General features: G+C 74.8%; 16 protein-coding genes. 10 read left to right on the top strand and 6 right to left on the bottom strand.

Features of this window, described 5'->3' with window-relative positions:
* Positions 1 to 232 precede the first annotated feature (232 nt).
* From AACH11_RS03840 to AACH11_RS03820, 5 genes are all read right to left on the bottom strand, one after another.
* A complete protein-coding gene (locus AACH11_RS03840; RefSeq protein WP_341372874.1) occupies positions 233 to 1,357 on the bottom strand; it encodes a sensor histidine kinase in 1,125 nt (374 codons plus the stop codon).
* The gene (locus AACH11_RS03835) at positions 1,354 to 1,992 is read right to left on the bottom strand and encodes a hypothetical protein (RefSeq protein WP_341372873.1); all 639 of its coding nucleotides are present in this window, start codon (positions 1,990 to 1,992) and stop codon (positions 1,354 to 1,356) included. The genes AACH11_RS03840 and AACH11_RS03835 overlap by 4 nt, the downstream gene beginning before the upstream one ends.
* Entirely contained in the window at positions 1,992 to 2,396 is a 405-nt protein-coding gene (locus AACH11_RS03830) for a response regulator (RefSeq protein ID WP_341372872.1), read from the bottom strand. Before AACH11_RS03830 ends, AACH11_RS03835 begins: the two co-directional genes overlap by 1 nt.
* Complete coding sequence (locus AACH11_RS03825; RefSeq protein WP_341372871.1) at positions 2,389 to 4,362, bottom strand: diguanylate cyclase; 1,974 nt, start codon at positions 4,360 to 4,362, stop codon at positions 2,389 to 2,391. Before AACH11_RS03825 ends, AACH11_RS03830 begins: the two co-directional genes overlap by 8 nt.
* Positions 4,363 to 4,571: 209 nt before the next feature.
* Positions 4,572 to 5,615 (bottom strand): S1C family serine protease, encoded by a 1,044-nt coding sequence (locus AACH11_RS03820; RefSeq protein ID WP_341372870.1) that lies wholly within the window; start codon positions 5,613 to 5,615, stop codon positions 4,572 to 4,574.
* Between the two features lie 350 nt (positions 5,616 to 5,965).
* Between AACH11_RS03820 and AACH11_RS03815 the strand changes: the two genes are divergently transcribed.
* The 3 genes from AACH11_RS03815 (at position 5,966) to AACH11_RS03805 (ending at position 8,511) form a co-directional block, all read left to right on the top strand.
* A complete protein-coding gene (locus AACH11_RS03815) occupies positions 5,966 to 6,595 on the top strand; it encodes a hypothetical protein (RefSeq protein ID WP_341372869.1) in 630 nt (209 codons plus the stop codon).
* Between the two features lie 685 nt (positions 6,596 to 7,280).
* Positions 7,281 to 7,766: a hypothetical protein gene (locus AACH11_RS03810; RefSeq protein WP_341372868.1), complete on the top strand. Its 486-nt coding sequence runs from the start codon at positions 7,281 to 7,283 to the stop codon at positions 7,764 to 7,766.
* A 10-nt stretch (positions 7,767 to 7,776) separates the two neighbouring features.
* Positions 7,777 to 8,511 (top strand): hypothetical protein, encoded by a 735-nt coding sequence (locus AACH11_RS03805; protein WP_341372867.1) that lies wholly within the window; start codon positions 7,777 to 7,779, stop codon positions 8,509 to 8,511.
* On the opposite strand, the gene AACH11_RS03800 is transcribed toward AACH11_RS03805, so the two are convergent.
* Complete coding sequence (locus tag AACH11_RS03800; protein WP_341372866.1) at positions 8,433 to 9,986, bottom strand: hypothetical protein; 1,554 nt, start codon at positions 9,984 to 9,986, stop codon at positions 8,433 to 8,435. The two genes, AACH11_RS03805 and AACH11_RS03800, sit on opposite strands and share 79 nt — an antisense overlap.
* A 343-nt stretch (positions 9,987 to 10,329) precedes the next feature.
* Between AACH11_RS03800 and AACH11_RS03795 the strand changes: the two genes are divergently transcribed.
* The 7 genes from AACH11_RS03795 to AACH11_RS03765 all read left to right on the top strand — a co-directional run bounded on the left by AACH11_RS03795 (position 10,330) and on the right by AACH11_RS03765 (position 20,745).
* A complete protein-coding gene (locus AACH11_RS03795; protein ID WP_341372865.1) occupies positions 10,330 to 11,337 on the top strand; it encodes a helix-turn-helix transcriptional regulator in 1,008 nt (335 codons plus the stop codon).
* Between the two features lie 178 nt (positions 11,338 to 11,515).
* Entirely contained in the window at positions 11,516 to 13,522 is a 2,007-nt protein-coding gene (locus tag AACH11_RS03790; protein WP_341372864.1) for an HD-GYP domain-containing protein, read from the top strand.
* 219 nt (positions 13,523 to 13,741) lie between these two features.
* A complete protein-coding gene (locus tag AACH11_RS03785; RefSeq protein ID WP_341372863.1) occupies positions 13,742 to 14,365 on the top strand; it encodes a YitT family protein in 624 nt (207 codons plus the stop codon).
* A 122-nt stretch (positions 14,366 to 14,487) separates the two neighbouring features.
* Positions 14,488 to 15,663: a hypothetical protein gene (locus tag AACH11_RS03780; RefSeq protein WP_423228686.1), complete on the top strand. Its 1,176-nt coding sequence runs from the start codon at positions 14,488 to 14,490 to the stop codon at positions 15,661 to 15,663.
* Entirely contained in the window at positions 15,663 to 17,672 is a 2,010-nt protein-coding gene (locus AACH11_RS03775) for a DNA polymerase Y family protein (protein ID WP_341372862.1), read from the top strand. The genes AACH11_RS03780 and AACH11_RS03775 overlap by 1 nt, the downstream gene beginning before the upstream one ends.
* Before the next feature lie 193 nt (positions 17,673 to 17,865).
* A complete protein-coding gene (parC, locus tag AACH11_RS03770; RefSeq protein WP_341372861.1) occupies positions 17,866 to 20,217 on the top strand; it encodes a DNA topoisomerase IV subunit A in 2,352 nt (783 codons plus the stop codon).
* A 144-nt stretch (positions 20,218 to 20,361) separates the two neighbouring features.
* The gene (locus AACH11_RS03765; RefSeq protein ID WP_341372860.1) at positions 20,362 to 20,745 is read left to right on the top strand and encodes a cupin domain-containing protein; all 384 of its coding nucleotides are present in this window, start codon (positions 20,362 to 20,364) and stop codon (positions 20,743 to 20,745) included.
* Positions 20,746 to 20,769 lie beyond the last annotated feature (24 nt).

The raw sequence follows: 20,769 nt of genomic DNA, 5'->3' as shown, positions 1-20,769 counted from the left end.
CGTGCGGCAGACCGTCGGCCGGGCCGGCCCGTCGAGCGGCCGTGCCTACCGGTCCGGCGGAGCGGACGGATGCCACGCCGTGCGGGCACCCGCCGTGATCCAACGCAACGCCCATGCCGGGCGGCACCCCCGATGTCCGGGGGTGTCCGTCACGACGGAGCCGTCGGGGGTCCTGGCCGTGTCGACGTGCGGCGCCTGCACACGGTGCACGTCAGGGCACCGGGGCAGTGCATCAGGCCTGCGCGGCGTGCGTGGCCGAGGCTTGCAGGCGCGAGAAGCGCAGCTGCCAGTGCGTGCCGGGACCTGTGGTGGCCCCGGCCCCGGCCGACGCCGGCTCGCCACTGTCGCGGCACGCCGGCAGGCACAGCGCCTGACCGTCGATCTGACGGGTCAGGCTGTGCACCAGCTGCAGGCCGAGCGAGGCCTGCGGGCCGTCGCGCCACTGGGGCGATCCGATGCCGTCGTCGATCACCTCCAGCAGCGCGCCGCCGTCGGGCAGCGGGCTCAGCCGCACGTCGATGCGGCCGGGCCGGCCGTCGGCGAACGCATGCTTGTGGCAGTTCGACAGCAGCTCGGTGACGATCAGGCCGAAGGGGATGGCGCAGTTGAGGTCGGCGCGCACGGCCGCGGCCTGCACCTGCAGCTGCACGGCGGCCTGTGGCCCGCGCAGCGCCTCGCCGACCTGGCGGCACAGGTCGGCCAGATAGTCGGCCAGATCGACCTGGACCAGCTGCGAGGACTGGTAGAGCTTCTCGTGCACCAGGGCCATCGCCCGCACCCGCTCGGCCGTCTCGGCCAGCGCGGCACGGGCCGCGGCATCGTCCAGGCTGCCGCGCTTGAGGTTGAGCAGGCTCTGGATCACCTGCAGGTTGTTCTTGACCCGGTGGTAGACCTCGCGCAGCAGGGTCTCCTTCTCGGCCAGGGCGAGCTCCAGCCGTCTGGCCTGCAACCTGAGGGTCTCCTCGCGGCGGTGGCTCTCGCCCATGTCGCGCACCTGCAGCAGACAGGAGCGGCTGCCGTCGCCCAGCGGGACCGACACCACGTCGACGGCATGCCGGATGCGCGGGCCGCGGCCGCCGGGATCGTGCAGCGGCAGCGGCCAGGGGTGCAGGGCGGTCGACAGCCGGCTGGAGTGGCCACGCGTCAGCGCGGCCTGGACGGCGGCCTGCAGCCGGGGATGCAGATCACCGCCCAGCACCTCGGTCAGGGTCGCGCCGTCGGGTGCGGCGTGCAGGCGCAGCCGCTCGCGCAGCCAGCGGTTGCACAGGCGGATGCGGCCGTCGGCGGCGATCAGCAGTGCGCCCATGTCCAGCGCGTCGCACAGGCGTGCCGGGACGGCGGGCGACAGGGCGCTCATGCCACGGCCGGCTCACCCAGGCCGAAGTAGACACGCATGTGGCGCACCAGCTGCTCCAGCGACGGCACGTTCATCAGGAACAGCACCATGCCGCTCACGTTGCTGGCCTTGAGCGTCATCGAGATCTCGGCCAGCAGCGTCGCGTTGCCGGGATGCAGCTGATCGACCAGCTGCTCGACGTCGGCGCTGTCGACCTGCGGCAGCGAGCCCTGGAACTCCATGCCCAGCATGTCGGCCAGCGTGCCCATGCAGCTGTTGATGATGATGTTGCCGATCTCGGCCAGCGCGTCCTGCTCCAGCTCGCTGATGTCCTGCACGGCCTGGGCGTGTTCGCCGAGCATGCGGCGCACCACGTCCAGGCAGGCCTGCTGCGGCATCAGCAGCACGGCATCGGTCTGGATCTGCTGGCCGGCGGCGAAGTCCTGTGCGATGGTGACGATGCGGCGCTGGCCGGCCTCGGCCGGCAGCTCGCACAGCCGGGCGTTGAGCTGCTCGCGCGAGAGCAGTTCGACGCGGGGCACCGACATCTGCACCTCGGTCTGCACCACGTCGGCGAAGGATGCGCTGGCCGCGCCGAGGGCCACGTTGAAGGCCTCGGCCAGGGCGTCGCGCTCGATCTCGCTGATGTTCATCATCAGGCGTGTGCCTCGTGGTTGGCGCTCAGGGGGCCGGCGGCCTCCAGCGTGCGCAGCACCTCCAGCACGACGTTCTCGGTGATCGGCTTGCGGAAGAAGTGCACGCCGAGCGCCTGGGCGCGGGCCTGGGTCGCGTCCTGCACATTGGCCGTCAGCAGCGCGATGCGCAGCGTCGGCCGTTCGGCGCGCAGCTGCTCGGCCAGGTCCAGGCCGCTGCGGCCGGGCATGTTGTGGTCCAGCAGCAGCCAGTCGGGCCGCTCGCGCTCGATCAGCGCGCAGGCCTCGTCGGCATGTGACGCTTCGAGCACGCGCAGCGCGGGCCGGTGCTTGCGCAGGTAGCCGGTGGACATGATGCGCGAGACCTTGCTGTCGTCGACAACGAGCAGGGTGAGGGGCTCAGACATGGTGCAGGGACTCCGGATGCGGTGGGACGGGGAGGGCCGGATCGGCCGATGGGGAGGTGATCGGGTCGGGGGCGGTCTCGCGCACGTCGCCGGGCGTGGCCTCGGCCGCCGCGCAGGGCTCGTGCACGACGCAGCGGTCGCGGCCGGCGGCCTTGCCGCGGTAGAGCGCGGCATCGGCCAGGGCCATCAGGCGCGAGGGCCGGCTGGCGTGCTGCGGATACAGCGCCACGCCGATGCTGGCGCCGATGCGCACGTCCTGCCCGTCCGGCAGGCGGATCGGCTGCGACAGGGCGCACAGCAGCTTGTGGCCGACCACCGTGGCCTGCTCGGCACGGGCCACGCCGTGCAGCAGCAGCACGAACTCGTCGCCGCCCCAGCGCGCGAGGTGGTCGCTGGCGCGCAGCACGCTGCGCATGCGGCGGGCCGCCTCGGCCAGCACGGCATCGCCGGCGGCATGGCCGTGGCGGTCGTTGACCGGCTTGAAGTGGTCGAGGTCCAGCAGCATCAGCGCGTGCGGCAGGCGCGGTGTGGGGTCGTCGGCGTGGTCGGTCCGCGCACGGCAGTGCTGCAACAGCGTTTCGTTCATCGCCGCGCGGTTGGGCAGGCCGGTCAGCATGTCGCGCGAGGCCAGGCGCGACAGCCGGCCCTCATCGGCCTTGCGCGCGCTGATGTCCATCACCTGGTAGAGCAGCGTGCCCGGGGGCGGCAGCGGCTGCAGCGCCTGCCCGGCGGGCCCGGCGGTGGCCTGCACACCGGCCTGCGCACCGGCCGGTGGGGCCCGCAGCGGCGCGCCCGGCAGGCGGCACACGCTGACGGCGACCCAGCGCTGGCGGCCGTCCAGGCCCTGCCAGGCGCGCTCGTACTGCGCGCAATCGGGGTGGCCGGTGTGGCCCAGCCGCTGCAGCCGACCGGCTTCGGCCGCCCAGTCCTCGGCGCTGCCGAGCTGGCCCAGATGCACGCCGCCGGGCGGCGGTGGCGTGCAGCCCAGCAGCTGGGCCATCGCCGCGTTGGCCTGCTCGATGTGGCCGTCCGGTCGCACCAGGGCCATGCCCAGCGGGGCCTGCTCGAACGCGCCCCGGAAGCGCGATTCGCTGGCCCGCAGCGCGGCCTCGGCCTGCACCTGCTCGGTGACGTCACGCAGTGCGCAGACCTGGCCGATCAGGCGGCCGTGCTCATCCCGGATGGGGGCCCGTGATTCATCGACGGCGCGCTCGCCATGCGGCGTCAGCAGGCGGCGGGCCGGGCGCTGCTGCGGCGTCGGCGCGCCGGTCGTGCCCGGCGGCAGGCCGTCCGCATAACGCAGAAGTTCGGAGACGGGCCGTCCCTGCCAGTCGGCGCTGGCACAGCCCAGCAGGCGCTCGGCGGCCGGGTTGATGAAGTGCAGGCGGTCGCCGAGATCGATGGCCAGGACGGCATCGGTCACGCAGCGCAGCGTCGAGGAGAACCAGCGTTCGGCCGCCCGCAGCTGCTGCTCCAGCCGGTGCTTGCACAGCGCCACGTCGATGGCCGCGCGCAGCTCCTTGAGCTGGTAGGGCTTGGTCAGGTAGCCGTAGGGGCCGGTCTGGGCCGCGCGGTGCACGGTGGCCGGATCGCTGAAGGCGGTCAGGTAGATCACCGGCGTGGCCTGGCGGGCCTGGATGCGGCGGGCGGCCTCGATGCCGTCGCGCGGGCCCTTGAGCACCACGTCCATCAACACCAGATCGGGCTGGCGCGCGGCGGCCAGAACCACGGCCTCGTCGGCGGTGTCGGCCTGGGCGCAGACCTCGAAACCGAGGTGCTCCAGCTGCACGCGCATCTCGAGGGCCACGATGGCCTCGTCCTCGACGATCATCAGCCGTGACGGGCGGCCGGCCTGTGCATCCAGGCCGCCCGGAGGTCCGGGACGGATGGGGGCGCTCGCGTGCATCGGCACGTCGTCGTCCGGCGCGCCCTGCCGGCGCGTGTCACGGGTACTGCCACTGCTCATGGTCCTGCCACTTCCCTGCTGCCCTGTCACTTCCTGGGTGCAGGTTGTAGCGATTCAGGCCGCGGCGGTATCCCGGCAGGATCAGGTCGTGCACGCCCTTGTTCGGCCCTTGGGCCGGCTCAAGTGACGCGGCAGGCGGCCGACGCTGGCGCCGGACCGGCATGCCGCCCGCAGCCGTCGCACCGGTGCCTTGCCTGTGCCGGTGCGCGTCATTCGCCGGTCAGGCGCACGCTCGTCTGGCGGGTACGGCCGCTGCGCCAGACGGTCAGGGTGAGGGTGTCGCCGCTCTGGTAGCGTTCCAGCACGGTCAGCAGGTCGTCGAGCGTCGACACCGCCTCGCCCTGCACGGCGGTGATCACGTCGCCGCCGGCCACGCTGCCGTCGCGGTTGCGGGCGAAGGGCTGCAGGCCGGCGCGTGCGGCCGGGCCGTCCGGGGCGACCTGCACCAGGGCGACGCCGGTGGGCAGGCGCAGCGCCCGTTCAAGTTGCTCGTTGGCTGCGCTGATGCCGAGCGCCGGCCGCGTGATGCGGCCCGAGCGGATCAGCCGCGGCACGATGCGGTTGACCTCGTCGGCCGGAATCGCGAAGCCGATGCCGGCGTTCGCCCCCGAGGGGCTGGCGATCTGCGTGTTGACGCCGATCAGCCGGCCGGCCGAATCGAGCAGCGGCCCGCCCGAGTTGCCGGGGTTGATCGCCGCATCGGTCTGGATCACGCCGCGGATGGTGCGCTCGTTGAAGCTCTCGATCTCGCGGTTGAGGGCGCTGACGATGCCGGTGGTCAGCGTCTGGTCGAGGCCGAAGGGGTTGCCGATGGCGTAGACGCGCTGGCCGACCAGCAGGTCACGGCTGCTGCCCAGCGGGATCGGCGTCAGCCGCTCGCGCGGCAGCTCGACCTTGAGCACGGCCAGGTCGCGGTCGGCGAAGGCGCCGACCAGCTTCGCCTCGACCGTGGTCTGGTCGGCGAAGGTGACGGTGGCCGACGAGCCGCCCTGGATGACGTGGAAGTTGGTCACGATGTGGCCGGCCGCATCCCAGACGAAGCCGGTGCCGGTGCCGCGCGGCACCTGCTGCACCGAGCGGCTGAACAGGTCGCGCTGCAGGCCCAGCGTGGTGATGTGCACGACCGAGGGCGACAGGCGGCGGAAGAGCTCGACCTGGGCCAGCTCGTCGGCCGCCAGCGGCCCGCGCGGGGTGATGGTGCGCGGCTGCTGGGCGGCGGCGCCCAGGGTCACCACGGTCAGCAGCAGGGCCACGCAACGGGCCAGGCGGCCCGGGCGGCCCGGGCGGCCCGGGCGTCCCTGGCCGCAGCCCCGGCGCGGGCCTGCGGGGCGTGGCGCAGGCCCCATCACGGCGGGGACGGTCGGGCGGGCGGTGTGGCAAGGCCGGGAGGGGCGTGAGGGCCGAGGAAGGGGCAGGAGGGGCATCGGCGGTCGGGCAGGACGTCGGGGGGTGCTGATCATAGAAGTGCGGTCGGCGCCGGTTCCGCTCAAGCGCGGCGTCAGGCCGCCGATAGCACGTCCAGGCCCGTGTCGGGTCCGGTCTGCGCCGTGGGCGCGCCGGGGCCGGCCGCTCGCGTGATCCCGTTGCCTGCCGCTGCGCCACCATGACCGTCGATACCGATACCCGTCCTGATCTGCTGCCGTTGGTGGCTGGAGCCCTCAGCCAGGGCTGCGCCTTCGCGGCCCTGGGGGTGGCCTTGTGGCCCTCCCGGGCGCTGGCCGCCGCGGCGCTGCTGGGCGGCTGTGGTCTGGTCTGCGGGGCCTTGATCCAGCGCCTGCGGGGCCGCCACCGGGCCTTGCCGCCCCGGCCCGTCGCCGCCGCGCCGGAGCGCTCCGAGGGCTGGCAGGCCAGCCGCGCCACCGCCTTGCGTGAGGCGGTGGCCCGCGGGGCCACGTCCTGGCTGCCGCTGGACGTTCCCGGCGCGATGCCGGCCTCGGCCGGCTATGCCGGCGTGGCCGGGGTGTCGGCCTGGCGCGCGGCGGCGGAGGCGGGCGGCGCGGGGGCCACGTCCGGGTCCGGGTCCGGGTCCGCGGGTGATGCGACGAACGGTCATGACGGACCGTCGGGCCCGTCCGGGTCGGGCGAGGAGGACGATGGGCCGGCGGCCGAGCCGCCGCGGGCGACCTCGGTCGTCGCCCGCCGGCGCTGGGTCGATGGCCGGCCGCCGGTGGCGGCGCGCGTCGGTACGGCCCCGGCGTCGGCGTCGGTCGCCGAGCCACTGCCGCAGCCGTGATGGCCGGCGGAAAAGGCACGGCGATGCACGGGCTGCAGCCAGGCGCGATGTTCAAGGTCATCATGCGGCGGGCCCGTGCCGGGGGCGCGGCGATCGCCGGCGGCGTGGCGCCGGGCCACCCCATGGCGCTGTCGGGCCGCGGGCCCGGGCGGCTGCCGGCGCCGGACGAGCGCTGCGCGCCCGCGCGTCCGGGCGTCGCCCGGCGGGGACGGCGCGCAGCCCGCGGCCGCATCCGTGCCGGCGTGCGCGTGGCCGTCGGCCGTGGGGCGGTGGTCTGCACGCCAGGGGGCTGCGGCACGGCGCGTGTCGGCGCGGGCGGGCGTCAGGGTGATGGGGGTGGCGGTGGTTCCGGTGGCGGTGGCAGCGGCCACGGTGGGGGGTGTGGCGGTCGGGGGACGCCGTGAGGCGCGACCGTGCATCACGGTCGCCGTCGTCCTCGTCCGGTCCGGACGGCGATCCGGATCACCGTCGACCGATGCCGCGCACCGAGGGCGCGACCACCACGGCTGCACCGTCGTCCGGTCGCGTGGACGCGGATGGTGACGGCGACGCTGAGGGCGCCGGTGAGCCGGTGAGCACGGTCGGCGCCGGTGCTGGCCCGGGTGCTGGCTCTGGTGCCGGCGCAGGCGCGGGTGCCGGTGCAGGCGCAGGCCGCGCCGGGCGGTCCGCGACGGCCTTGCTGCGGGTGCAGATCGCTTCGCGGGCCTCGCGCCAGGGCGTGCACGGCGTGCGCTGGGTGCTGCTGGAGCCGCTGCCGGCATCCGCGACGGTGGCCGCGCCGGCTGCCTGGGTCGAGCCGGCGCCGCGGCAGCTGCCGGGTCAGGCGCTGCAGTCCTTGCTGGGCTGGCTGCTGATCCTGCTGACACTGGTGCTGGCGCTGCTGCTGGGCTGGCGCTGGTTCGGGCCGCCTCAGGCCTGGCGGGCGGTCATCGAGTTGCTGCCGTCGGCCGCCGTCGCCGCGCCACCGGCCGCATCCCGTCGGCCGTCGGCCGCGGCATCGGCTCCGACTCCGACTCCGACTCCGACTCCGACTCCGACTCCGACGACCGTTCCGCTCGACGCGGTGTCGACCGGCATCCCCCCGGCGGCCGCGGCGACGGCGGCCAGCGCGGCCACGCCGGCCACCCCGGCCACCCCGGCCATCCCGGCCCTGAGGCCGTCATCACCGTGAGGAGCGCCGGATGAGCCCGTCGATGCGACCGGGACCGGCCGATGCCGTGCCCGGCACCGTCACCCGTCGTCCACCCACGCCCTGGCCCGAGCCGCCGGGGCCTGGCGAGCTGCGCTGGCATGACGAGGTCGAATGGCTGGGCCTGCGCGTGCGGGCCTGGTTCTTCGACCCACGGCGCCTGCCGGCGCAGCTCGCCTGGGCGCAGGCCCAGCGGGAGCGCACGGGCCAGCCCCTGGCCCCGGCCCAGCTCGAACGCCTGGTCCAGCTGCTGCCCTGTCTGGCCGACTGGCCGGTGCAGCCCCTGGGGCTGCCCGGCGAGCGGTCCGTCTGTCATGCCGGCGCGCTGCAGGCGCGGCCCGAGCTGCTGCTGCGCATCGGCGAAGGTCGTCGCAGCGGCCTGCTCTGCCTGGGCAACCGGGGGCCCGAGGCGACACGGCCGGTGCCCACCGACAGCTGGTTCCGCGAGCTCGACCTGCAGGCGATGCTGCAGGCGGTGGCGGTGGCCATGGCCGCCTCCGGCGAGTACCAGTTGCCGGCCGTGGCCCTGTGGCGCGGGCCGAACGTGGTCTACCAGGTCGATCCGGGATCGGTGGTGCTGGCGCAGCTGGCGGCCCAGATCGGGCCGGCCTGCCACTACTGGGGCGAGCTGCGCAGCCTGAGCCCGGCTCAGCTGGCCAGCTTCTGCGAGCCGAGGTTGCGCAGCCTGCCGGCCCTGAAGTACGCCGCGCCGCTGGGCACGCCCTGAAACGCGGCCTGGAACGCCGCGGGAAACGGGGTCTGTGGCGCGGGCGCGGGCCCGGCCGGCAGGGCCGACGGATGCAGGGGCTGCGCCGGCTGTGTCGGATGTGGCCAGGGGCTGCCGCGGCGCAGGCGGGCCTGCATCCCGCTGGCTGGCAGCAGCGTGATGGCACCGGCACCGGCACCGGCGTTGGCGTTGGCACCGGCGTTTGCGCCCGCGCCGGCTCCGGCCCCTGCATCCACCCGCGCAGCGTCGCCTTCGCCGCCGGTGTGCACGAGCGCGGCGCTGCGCGCCGGCAGTCCCCAGCCATCGGTCGCCTGTTCGCCGCTGATCCAGCATCCGCCACCGACGACCAGCCCCCGCTGGGTCGCGCGCTGCAGCAGCCGCTCGCAGTCGGCCGCGCCCAGGCGCAGCGCCAGGCGCTGCCAGCGGCGCAGCACCAGCGGATCGGCCCAGCTGTCTTCCAGCGCCTGGCGCAGCGCCCGGCCCTCGGCCCGTGGCCCGGCCTGCAGCCGCCGCGCCAGCAGCGTGTGCATGAAGATCTGGAAGGCCTGGCGGGTCTGTGTGCAGGGCATCAGCGCGGCCAGGTCCAGCAGCCGCCGGGCATAGCCGCTGGCGCAGAACTGCAGCGTCAGCATCAGCTGCAGCGCCTGTACCGGGTTGATCACCCGCACGCCATGGCCGGGCAGCACGCGCAAGGGGATGCGCGCGGCCCGGGCATGGGGCAAGGGGGTGGCGAAGCTCACCAGCACGCCCAGGCGCAGCCAGGCCTCGGCGGGCAGGGCCTGCGGCCAGGGCGTGTCGCCGGTGCCGCCGCTGCTGGCGCCGGTGCCGCTGTCGCTGCTGCCGGTACCGCCGCAGGCGGGATCCTGCAGCAGCCGCGCGATCAGACGCGCGTCGCCGAGCGCCTGCCGGGCCTGCAGCGCCTGGCGCTCGATCAGCACCAGATGGCCGAGCGCCCAGGCGGCCTGCGGGTTCAGCCGCGTGATCTCGGCGGGGTGGGTGGCTTCGGCCGCGGCCGCGGTCTCGTGGCCCGCCAGCGGGCCGTCGGCCCGGTCGTGCGCTCCGGCGGGCGTCGTCCAGTGCACGGGCCTGCGGGTCACCGGGCAGTGGTCGGTGGCGGCCAGCCGCGACAGCAGCAGCGGCGTGACCTGCAGCTCCTCGAAGACCTCGCCGCCTTGCCAGGCCTGCAGCCGCAGCGCCAGCCAGTGCCGCAGGGCCGGACCGTGGGCCAGCGTGCGGGTGCCGTAGACCGCGCGGCCGGCCCGCCAGCCGGCGTGCACCGGGCTGTCGGCATGCAGATGGGCCAGCGGCGGGGTCAGGCGGTGGTGGGCATGGTCCCAGCCGATGCGCCGGCCGATCGCGTCGGCCGCCGTGGCGGCGCCTGCCGGCGCTGCGGCACCGGGCGCCGGCCTCCCGGCCGGTGACGGGGCGAGGGCGGGCAGCGGCGTGTCATCGAAAGCCAAGGTGACCTGACGCATGTTCGAGCTCCTTCGGGACCGGCGCGGCCGGAACATTCCGGCATGGGGGTCAGTGTGGCGGCCCACTCGCTCAAAAGATGAGCCACACAGGGTGGTGAACTGATTTTTTTCACAGTGTTCCGCGGGGTGTCCGATCCCCCATGTTTGCATCTAGGGGTATGTCTCTTTATGTCCTGTTACAGAGTGTGCACGCTGGGCGCTCGTCTGCCGGACGCTTGTCCGGGGGGGGCGGAAGAGCCCTGGCGGACCTGCGGATGACCGAGGGTGGTGGCACACTGGCGCGATAAAGCACGCTCATCTCGGCCGCAAGGTCCGCGAGCGGGCACCAAGAACCTACCAGCCGATGTCCAAGACCGCCCGCCTCTACAAGATCGAAGCGCTGATCCGCCAGCGCGGCCACGTCAGCTTCGCTCAGTTGATCGACACCCTCGAGGTCTCGCCCGCCACCCTCAAACGCGACCTCGAGTACCTGCGCGACCAGCTCGGCGCCCCGATCGAGTACGACCGCTATCTGAACGGCTACCGTTTCGCCGATGCCGGTGTGCCGGTGGCGGCCAACGATGGCTCCGCCTCCGAACGCCGCCACGAACTGCCGGGCCTGTGGTTCAGCGAGCGTGAGCTGCACGCGCTGCTGATGGCCCAGCAGCTGCTGTCCAGCCTCGATGACGAGGGCCTGATCGGCCGCCATCTGCAGCCGCTGCTCAGCCGCATCGAGGAGCTGCTCGGCCCCGGTGGCCAGAGCGACGCGCGCCAGCTGATGAAGCGCGTGAAGATCGTCGGCGCGCTGCGCCGGCCGGTGCCCAGCGAATGCTTCCAGCGCGCCGGCGAGGCGCTGACGCGCCGCCGCCGCCTGCACATCCGCTACCTGACGCGCACCCGCGGCAACGACGTCAGCGAGCGCGAGGTCTCGCCGCAGCGCCTGGTCCACTACCGCAACACCTGGTACATGGACGCCTGGTGCCACAGCCGTGACCGCCTGCTGCGCTTCGCGCTGGATGCGGTGCAGCAGGCCAGCGTGCTGACCACGCGGGCCAAGGACGTGGCGATGAAGCAGGTCGAGGCCGAGATGGACGCCGGCTACGGCATCTATGCCGGCGCCACCACGCGCCAGGCGGTGCTGCGCTTCTCGGCCCAGGCCGCGCCCTGGATCAGCCGCGAGGAATGGCATCCGCAGCAACAGGGCCGGGAGCTGCCCGACGGTGGCTGGGAGCTGAGCCTGCCCTACACCGACGAGACCGAGCTGGTGATGGACATCCTGCGCCACGGCGAGCAGGTGCAGGTGGTCTCGCCGGCCGCGCTCAAGCAGACGGTGCTCAAGCGTCTGAAGGCCGCGACCGCGGTCTACGCCTGACGCCCGCCGGCGGCGCCCGCACCCTGCGGGGTCACCGCGCGCCGCCGGTCCGGCGGCGCGTCGGGGCGGCCGCCGCACCTGGGGCCCGGCAAGCCTGTCACGCCGGGCGCGGCCGTGGCGCGGGCCGGGCGGGTTCCTGCGGTCAAGCCGGCGCCGGCCGCGGCCGATAGCGACAGGCATGGATCGTCTGCTTTTCCGTCCGGCCCGTGTGGCGGACCCCGCTGTCGAGGGCGCTGTCCCGGATGCCTTCACGGATGCCTTCACGCTGTCGGCGGTCCGCGGTGGAGCGTCGACGGTCGCCTGCGCGCCGGATGTCCTCCGGGACGCCCCGCGGCCCGGTGCCGAGGTCTGGCCCGAGTGCGGCCGCGAGGACGACGCCTGGGCGGCGGTCATCCGCGAGGCCGCGCTGGCCGTGCCCGATGGCGCGTCGATCGATCCGCCGGCCTGCGGTGCGGCGGATGGGGTGGGGCAGGGGGGCGCGGCGCCGGACGCCGATCGGCGTCCCGTTCCCACGCTCGGCGCCCTGTGGATCGGCTTCAGCCGGGCGCTGGATCTGGCCGAGGGCCAGCCCGAGGGCCATGCGCTGCGCAGTGCCTGGATCGCGCTGCACATCGGTCAGTCGCTGGGGCTGGAGCCCACCGCGCTGCGCCAGTTGTGCGAGACCGTGCTGCTCAAGGACCTGGGCGGCAGCTGCATCGCCGTCGGCCTGAGCGCCCTGTCCGGCGTCGATGACCGGGTGCTCAAGCCCCGGCTGCAGCTGCGCCGTCCGGCCGGCTGGGCCGGGACGCTCGCGCTGCTCGCCCGGGGGGCTGCACAGGTGGTCGCTCGGGGGGGCGCTCAGGGGGGCGCCCGGGGGCCGCATCCGGCCGGCGCCACGGCGACCGGCGGCCCGGCCGGCCCGCTCGGGCGCGGGCCTGCCGCATCCGCTGCATTCGCCACATCCGCCACATCCGCCGCTCCCGGGCCGGTGGCCGGCATCGGGGCCGCGCCGGGGTCGGGGCCGGCGGTGCCGTCGACCGAGGCGCTGTGGCAGGGCGCCCGCCGGCTCTGGCATTGCGCACGCCATGGCGGCCGCGCGCTGCCCGAGCTGCAGCGCCTGCGCAGCCGCCAGGGCGCCGAGCTGGCGCGCCAGCTGTCCCTGTCGGAGGGCGTGGCGCACGCCATCGGGGCGCTGGACGAGCACTGGGACGGCCGGGGCGGCCCTCAGGGCCTGCCCGCAGAGGCGATCGCGCTGGGAGCGCGCATCGCGCTGCTGGCCCAGCAGACCGAGCGGGCCTTCGCCACCGGTGGGCCGGGCGCTGCGCTGCAGCTGGCGCGGCGCCAGTCGGGGCGCTGGTTCGACCCGCATCTGGTGCAGATGCTGCTGTTGCTCGGCCGCGAGCCCGTGTTCTGGGAGGCGCTGCTCGATCCACAGCTCGATGAGCTGCTGCTGGCCCATCCGGCCTGGCGCGGCCAGCCGCTGCCCGACGACGCGCACCTGGACGACATCGCCGCCACCTTCGGTCTGGTCGCCGATGCCAAGAGCCCCGGTCTGCGCGGCCACAGCGAGCGCGTGAGCGTGCTGTGCGACGCGATGGCGCTGCGCCTGGGCCTGCCGCGACAGCGGCGCCAGAGCCTGCGCCGGGCCGCGGCCCTGCACGATCTGGGCAAGCTGGGCGTGTCCTCGCTGTTGCTGGAGCGGCCCGGCCCGCTGGCCCCGCCGGAGCTGGGACGGGTGCGTCAGCATGTGCGCCACACCCGCCGGCTGCTGTCGCGCATTCCCGGCTTCGAGCCGCTGGCCCGGCTGTGCGGCGACCACCACGAGCGGCTGGACGGCACGGGCTACCCCTGCGGCCTGTCGGCGCGGCAGCTGCCGCTCGACGCCCGGCTGCTGGGCGTGGCCGATCTCTACGATGCCCTGGTCTCGCCGCGACCTCACCGCCCGGCGCTGTCGCCGGCACAGGCCCTGCAGAAGCTGCGCATCCAGGCCGACACCGGCCAGATCGACGGCCGCTGCGTCGAGGTGCTGGCGCGCGTGGTGCGGAGCCAGGGCGCGGACGGTGTTCCGCCGCCCGGCCCGGTCGAGGAGGACGGTCCGCCGACAGACCGTGACGATCCCCCGACCGTCATCGAGCCCCACGGCACCGACCGTGGCGCATCCCACGACCCGGTCGCCGCCGGCCGCACCGCGGTGCCGGTGGCCTGAACGGCCCCGTCGCAGGGTTCGCGGGGGTCGCGGGGGTCGCCGGCCGGTCCGGCGCGACGGCGGGCCCGCGGTTTGCTACTCTCCTGGATCTGAGATCCTTCCGCCGTGGGCCCGACCTGAACCGTCGGTGCCGACCGGGGGTGCGGCGGCCGGTGATCCCGGTGGCCGTGCCGCCGCGGCGGACCCGCCCGCACCCCGGGCTGCCGACCGGATGCCGAGATGGCCACCACCCACGTCCCGACTCAAGTTCCCTTGCGCCACAGCTGGTTCGACGACCTTCACGCCCTGCTCGCCGGCTCGCTGTTCGTGGCGCTCGGGCTGGCCATGTTCGCCCATGCCGGGCTGCTGACCGGCGGCGTCGCCGGCGTGGCCTTCCTGCTCTGGTACGCGACGGGCTGGCCGCTGTCGGCCTGCTTCTTCGCGCTGAACCTGCCGTTCTACTGGCTGGCCTGGCGCGGGCTGGGGGCGGCCTTCACGCTCAAGAGCTTCGTCGCGGTGGCGCTGGTCTCGCTGTGGACGGCGCTGGCCCCGGGCGTGCTGCGCTTCGACCTGCTCAACCCCTGGGTGGCCTCGGTGCTCGGCGGCTTCCTGATCGGCTTCGGCCTGCTGGCGCTGCTGCGCCACCATGCCAGCGTGGGCGGCGTCAACATCCTGGCGCAGTGGCTGCAGCAGACGCGCGGCATCCGCGCCGGCCATGTGCAGATGGGTGTGGACGTGGCCGTCGTCATCGCCGCGCTGGTCACGCTGGCGCCCGAGAAAGTGCTGCAGTCGGTGGCCGGCGCGGTCATCATCGGCGCCTTCCTCGCGCTGAACCACCGGCCGGGGCGCTACCTGGGGGCCTGAGCCGCGGTGACGGCCGGGCGGCCGGGCCCGGGGCCCGGCACGGTCCGGTCGAGGCACGCTGACAGCGCCTGGCGCGCACACCTGACTTGCTTGCGAATACTGTATGCGCATACAGTATCCAGGTGAGCCTTTCACTGCCCTTCGTCGTCGCTGATCCGCCCGTGCCGCGCCCTGGAACAGGGGCGCCGGCCGCGGCCGATGACCTCCGCCGGCCCGGCCCTCGGCCTGCGGCAGCGGATGCGGGCGCCGATCCGCTGCCGCAGGCCCCGCCCGGGCCTTCGGCCGCACCCGAGCTCTGCCACCCGGCCCTCTGGCGGGCCAGCCAGCTCGGGCGGGGCAGCCCGCGCTGCAGCGCCAGTGGCCATGTCCAGCTCGATGCCCAGCTGCCCGGCGGCGGCTGGCCGCATGGCGTGCTGACCGAGCTGCTGCTGCCGCGCCCGGGCATCGGCGAGCTGCGCCTGCTGGCTCCGGTGCTGGCGCCGTCCGCACTGGCCTGTCGCGTCAGCGGTGAGCCGCGCTGCGTGATGCTGTTCGATCCTCCGGCCCTGTTGTCGGCCTGGGCCCTGCTGCAGCAAGGACTGGATCCGGTGCACTGGCTGATCGTCGGTGGCGGGCAGGGCTGGTGCGCGGGGCCGCTGTCCGGCCGTCCAGGGCAGGGGCCGGGCGGGGACCTGGCGCCATGGTCGGATGCGGGTACGGGTGTTGGTGCTGGTTCGGGTGCGGCCATGTCGCGCCCGACCTCCCGGTCGGCCGTGCGGGGCCTGCCACAGCCATCGCGCCTACCGCACCCGCCCCATCGGCCTCATCGGCCCCCTCTGCCCGGAGGCCGGCCGCCGCTGTTGCCGCAGACCGACGTGCTGTGGGCGCTGGAGCAGGCCTTGCGCAGTGGCCATCTGGGGGCCGCGCTGGCCTGGTTGCCCGCCCACGGGCTGCGTGCCGAGGCCCTGCGCCGGCTGCAACTGGCCGCGCAGTCCCACGACGGCCCCGTCTTCCTGTTCCGCGACGAGGCCGCGCGCCTGCAGCCGAGCGTGGCGCCGCTGCGCCTGTGGCTGCGGCCGCAGGGCATCGACGGTCTGTCCGTGCGGGTGCTCAAGCGGCACGGTCCGGCACTGGCGCAGCCCCTGCGGCTCGTGCTGCCGCCGGTGCTGGAGGCCGCGCGCCTGGCCCGGGCCCAGGCCCGCCACGCGTTGGCGCAGGCCGCCGCCGGTGGTGGCCGGCCCCTGGCCGGGCAGCGTCCGGCCGCGTCGGGCCGGGGGGAGCCGCCCGCCGCCGCCCTGCGTGGCACGCGAGGTCCGTGATGCTGTGGATCGCGCTTCACCTGCCCCGGCTGTCGCTGGAGGCCTGGCGGGCGACCCGGGCGGCCCTGCCCGATGACCGGCCCTGTGCGCTGCTGCACGCCCACCGCATCGTGCAGGTCGATGCCGCGGCGGCCGCGGCCGGGGTGCAGGTCGGTCAGCGGCGTGCCACCGCACAGGCGCTGGTGCCGGGGCTGCGGCTGGGCCAGGCCTGCGCACAGCGCGATCTGCGTCTGTTGCGCGCGGTGGCCCATGTGGCGCTGACCTTCAGCCCCTCGGTGTGCTGGGCCACGCCGGCCGGTGCGCGCACCGACGCCGCGCCGGACGATGCCGTCGAGGACGGGGACGACGGTGCGCTGCGGGAGCCCGGGCCTGGCCGGCTTGAGCCACCGCCGCGGCCGGCGGGCCGGGCCGTGGCGGCGGTGGCCGCCGTGGCCGCCTCCCCGCTCGCGGCCCCGGTGCCGGCGCAGGTCGCCGCCGGTGGGCACGGTGGGTACGGTGGACACGGTGGACACGGTGGGCACGGTGGGCACGGTGGGCACGGTGGGCACGGTGGCGCGCCCGAGGCCCAGGCCCCCGTGCAGCCGGCCGCCGGTCCGGCCCTCGTCGGCGTGCGGCTCGAGGTCTCGACCTGCCTGCGCCTGTTCGGAGGCTTGCCGGCCCTGTTGTCACGGCTGTGCACCGGGCTGCGTGATCTCGGGTTGGGCGAGGTGCGGCTCGCCTGCGCACCCACCGAGCTGGGGGCGGCGCTGCTGGCCGCGACGGCGCCACCGGTCGCCTTGCAGGCCGGGCGTGCGGTGCAGCTGCCGGTGCTGCCCCAGCTGTGCAGTCTGGCCGCCCTGCAGCCCTGGCTCGACCGGGTTCCGCTGGCACTGCTGGGGCTGACGCCGCCGCAGGACGAGGCCGCCGCGGCGCTCGGCCTGCGCGTGCTGCGCGATCTCGATGGGTTGCCGCGCGACGGGCTGGCACGCCGCCTGGGGCCGCTGTTGCTGGCCCGGGTCGATCAGGCCCGGGGCCGTCAGCCCGGTGCCTGGCACTGGTTGCGGCTGCCCGAGCGCTTCGAGGCACGGCTGACCCTCGACTGGCGGGCCGACGACACGGCCGCGCTGCTGCCACCGGCCCGCCACCTGCTGGCCCAGCTCGGTGCCTGGGCCCGCGCGCGCCAGGGCTGCATCGGCCGCTGCCGGCTGCGTCTGCACCACGAGCGCCGCCAGCAGGCCGACGATGACGCCACCACCCGGACCGAGCTGGTGCTGGCGCCGGCACGGCCGCGGCACGCCGATCCGCAGCACCTGGGCCGGCTGCTCGACGAGCGGCTGGCCCGGCTGGAGCTGCCCGCCCCGGTCCAGGGCCTGAGCCTGGTCTGCGACACGCTGCTGCCGCGCGAGGACGACGGGGCCGAGCTGTTCGAGGGTCTGGCCGGCGCCGGGCACTGGCAGCGCCCGGAGGCCCGCCGTGCGGGTCTGGCCGCGCTGGTCGAGCGTCTGCAGGCCCGTCTGGGACCGCAGCAGGTGCAGGCGCTGCGTGCCGTCGCCGACCGGCGGCCCGAGCGCGCCAACCACTGGCCAGCGGCGGATCCGGACCGGCTGGCGGGCCCGCTCCGTGCCGGCGTGTCGATGGCTGTGCCGGCCGGGTCCGCCGGGTCTGCCACGCCTGCCGCACCTGCCGCACCTGCCGCACCTGCCGCGGCGCGGGGCACCCGGCCGACCTGCGATGCCACCGGGCGGCCGCAACCGTCGGCGGCCCGGCGTCTGTCGGCCCAGCCCTTGTGGCTGCTGCCGCAGCCGCTGCGCCTGGGTGAGGGGCCGCAGGGGCCGCTGTGGCAGGGTCGGCCGCTGGAGCTGCTGGCCGGTCCCGACCGGCTGGAGACCGGCTGGTGGGATGCGCCCGAGCCCACGCTGCGCGACTACTTCATCGCCCGCGACGGCGACGGTGCTCTGGCCTGGATCTTCCTGCAGCGGCCGGCCGCCCGGGCCGAGCCGCACTGGTGCCTGCAGGGCTGGTTCGCCTGAGCCGCGCCCTGTCCATGCGCCTGCCGTACCCCGTCCACGCGCCGTCCATGCCCCGTGTCCGTCCGCCCGCCACCGCGCCCGCACCCCCCGGTGCGCAGGGGGTGTGCGCGCCAGCCGCCACAATCACGCCCTGGGTCCGTGGCCGCGCCGGCCCGCGCGCACCGGCCCAACGGCTCCCGCAACCCGTCCGTCCATGACCGTCCAGACCGATCTCTTCTCGACTCCCCCGAGCCCGTCCGGCCCCGAGGCCGGTGACGCCATCTCGCTGGCCCACTATGCCGAGCGCGCCTACCTCGAGTACGCGTTGTCGGTGGTCAAGGGCCGTGCGCTGCCCGATGTCTGCGACGGCGCCAAGCCGGTGCAGCGCCGCATCCTCTACGCGATGCAGCGCATGGGCCTGGGCTGGGCCAACCAGGGCACCAGCGGCCCGAAGCCGGTCAAGAGCGCGCGCGTGGTCGGCGACGTGCTGGGCCGCTTCCACCCGCACGGCGACCAGGCCGCCTACGACGCGCTGGTGCGCATGGCGCAGGACTTCAGCCTGCGCTATCCGCTGATCGACGGCCAGGGCAACTTCGGCAGCCGCGACGGCGATGGCGCGGCCGCCATGCGCTACACCGAGGCGCGGCTGACGCCGATCGCCCGCCTGCTGCTCGACGAGATCGACGAGGGCACGGTCGACTTCGTGCCCAACTACGACGGCAGCTTCGAGGAGCCCTCGCTGCTGCCCGCGCGCCTGCCCTTCGTGCTGCTCAACGGCGCCTCGGGCATCGCGGTGGGCATGGCCACCGAGATCCCGTCGCACAACCTGCGCGAGGTCGCCGCCGCCGCCGTCGCGCTGATCAAGGACGAGCAGCTCGACGACGACACGCTGCACACGCTGATCCCCGGCCCCGACTTCCCCGGCGGTGGCCAGATCATCTCCAGCCCGACCGACATCCGCGAGGCCTACCGCACGGGCCGCGGCTCGCTGAAGGTGCGCGCGCGCTGGAAGATCGAGGACCTGGCCCGCGGCCAGTGGCAGCTGGTGGTCACCGAGCTGCCGCCGGGCACCAGCAGCCAGAAGGTGCTCGAAGAGATCGAGGAGCTGACCAATCCCAAGGTCAAGGCCGGCAAGAAGACGCTGACCCAGGAGCAGGCCCAGCTCAAGGCCAGCCTGCTGGCCGTGCTCGACGCGGTGCGCGACGAGTCGGGCAAGGAGGCCGCGGTGCGGCTGGTGTTCGAGCCCAAGAGCCGCACCGTCGAGCAGCAGGAGCTGATCACCGCGCTGCTCGCCCACACCAGCCTGGAGACCAGCGCCTCGGTCAACCTGACCATGGTCGGGCGCGACGGCCGGCCCACGCCCAAGAGCCTGCGCCAGATGCTGGTCGAGTGGATCGACTTCCGCCAGGCCACCGTCGCGCGGCGCAGCCGCCACCGCCTGGACAAGGTCGAGGACCGCATCCACGTGCTGGAAGGCCGCCAGCTGGTGCTGCTGAACATCGACGAGGTGATCCGCATCATCCGCGAGAGCGACGAGCCCAAGGCCGCGCTGATCGCCCGCTTCAACCTGTCGGACCGCCAGGCCGAGGACATCCTCGAGATCCGGCTGCGCCAGCTCGCCCGTCTGGAGGCGATCAAGATCGAGCAGGAGCTCGCCGCGCTGCGCATCGATCGCGACAGGCTGCAGGAGATCCTGGGCAGTCCGGCCGCGCTCAAGCGCCTGCTGATCAAGGAGATCGAGGCCGATGTCAAGGCCCATGGCGACGAGCGCCGCACGCTGATCCAGGCCGAGAAGCGGGCGGTGGCCGAGATCAAGGTGGTCGACGAGCCGGTGACCGTCATCGTCAGCGCCAAGGGCTGGGTGCGCACGATGAAGGGCCACGACGTCGACGCGGCCACGCTGCAGTTCAAGACCGGCGACAGCCTCTACGGCACCTTCGCCTGCCGCAGCGTCGACACGCTGCTGGTCTTCGGCTCGCCGGCCGGTGGTGACGGCCGCGTCTACAGCGTGGCCGTGGCCGGCCTGCCCGGCGGCCGTGGCGACGGTGTGCCGGTCACCAGCCTGATCGACCTGGCGCCCGGCACCCAACCCGCCCACTACTGGACCGGCGCGGCCGACACCACGCTGCTGCTGGCCAACACCGGCGGCTTCGGCCTGCTGGCCAAGGCCGGCGACATGCACGGCCGCAACAAGGCCGGCAAGGCCTTCCTGACGCTGGGCGATGCCGACCGGCTGCTGCCGCCGTCGGTGGTGGCGGCCGCGCACCGCCAGGTCGCCTGCCTGGCCTTCGACGGCCGGCTGCTGGTCTACAGCCTGGACGAGCTCAAGCTGCAGCCCAACGGCGGCAAGGGCCTGACCCTGATGGACGTCGACGAGAGCTGCCCGCTGGTGGCCGTGGCCACCTTCACCGACGCGCTGCGCGTCGATGGCCTGGGCCGCGGCGGCAAGGCCAAGGACGAGACGCTGAAGACCGGTGCTCTGGCCGCCTACCTCGGCAAGCGGGCGCGCCGCGGCCAGAAGCTCGACGGCTTCCCGAAGCCGCTGCGGGTGGTCGCGGCCAGCTGACGGGCGACGGAGGGGCGACTGTGGGGCGGCGGAGGGCCGCTTCCTGGCGGTCTGAAGTCGCACGGCTGGCGGCATATGGGGTCGATGGCGACGTTCTGCAACGTTCGGTCACACCCTTCAAACATGGGGGGTACACTGCAGCCCATGGATGCCGCCACCTTTCGACAGTGTCTTCTGGACGACGGATACACCGAGCAGTTCGAACGTGAACTGGCTTCTGACACCCTGCTCGACGAGCACCGCCATGCCTGGGACTCGCGCCTGTACGTGCTGCGCGGCACGCTGGAATTCACCCAGGGCGGCCACACCCGCCTGCTGCAGGTCGGTGACTGGTGCGAGGTGGCGCGCGATGCCTTGCACACCGAGCGTTATGGCCCCCAGGGCTGCCGGGTGCTGATCGGCCGGCGCATGCCCGAGGCCGGCCAGGGTCTGCTGCATCCATTGGGCAGCGGCCTGACGGCCATGCTGACACCGGGCGTCACGCTGCTGGTGCTGATGCTGGCCTTCGGCGGGCTGCGGACGGGCTGAGGCCGCTCCGGGCGCCTGCGGCAT

Source organism: Pseudaquabacterium rugosum (assembly GCF_038066575.1).
Taxonomy (GTDB): domain Bacteria; phylum Pseudomonadota; class Gammaproteobacteria; order Burkholderiales; family Burkholderiaceae_C; genus Pseudaquabacterium; species Pseudaquabacterium rugosum.
This window is presented reverse-complemented; position numbering and strand designations above follow the sequence as displayed.

Bases quoted from the DNA above. Each gene is read 5' to 3' on its own strand.
- AACH11_RS03840 (WP_341372874.1), bottom strand. From the start codon at position 1,357: ATGAGCGCCCTGTCGCCCGCCGTCCCGGCACGCCTGTGCGACGCGCTG.
- AACH11_RS03835 (WP_341372873.1), bottom strand. From the start codon at position 1,992: ATGATGAACATCAGCGAGATCGAGCGCGACGCCCTGGCCGAGGCCTTC.
- AACH11_RS03830 (WP_341372872.1), bottom strand. From the start codon at position 2,396: ATGTCTGAGCCCCTCACCCTGCTCGTTGTCGACGACAGCAAGGTCTCG.
- AACH11_RS03825 (WP_341372871.1), bottom strand. From the start codon at position 4,362: ATGAGCAGTGGCAGTACCCGTGACACGCGCCGGCAGGGCGCGCCGGAC.
- AACH11_RS03815 (WP_341372869.1), top strand. From the start codon at position 5,966: ATGACCGTCGATACCGATACCCGTCCTGATCTGCTGCCGTTGGTGGCT.
- AACH11_RS03805 (WP_341372867.1), top strand. From the start codon at position 7,777: ATGAGCCCGTCGATGCGACCGGGACCGGCCGATGCCGTGCCCGGCACC.
- AACH11_RS03800 (WP_341372866.1), bottom strand. From the start codon at position 9,986: ATGCGTCAGGTCACCTTGGCTTTCGATGACACGCCGCTGCCCGCCCTC.
- AACH11_RS03795 (WP_341372865.1), top strand. From the start codon at position 10,330: ATGTCCAAGACCGCCCGCCTCTACAAGATCGAAGCGCTGATCCGCCAG.
- AACH11_RS03790 (WP_341372864.1), top strand. From the start codon at position 11,516: ATGGATCGTCTGCTTTTCCGTCCGGCCCGTGTGGCGGACCCCGCTGTC.
- AACH11_RS03785 (WP_341372863.1), top strand. From the start codon at position 13,742: ATGGCCACCACCCACGTCCCGACTCAAGTTCCCTTGCGCCACAGCTGG.
- AACH11_RS03775 (WP_341372862.1), top strand. From the start codon at position 15,663: ATGCTGTGGATCGCGCTTCACCTGCCCCGGCTGTCGCTGGAGGCCTGG.
- parC (WP_341372861.1), top strand. From the start codon at position 17,866: ATGACCGTCCAGACCGATCTCTTCTCGACTCCCCCGAGCCCGTCCGGC.
- AACH11_RS03765 (WP_341372860.1), top strand. From the start codon at position 20,362: ATGGATGCCGCCACCTTTCGACAGTGTCTTCTGGACGACGGATACACC.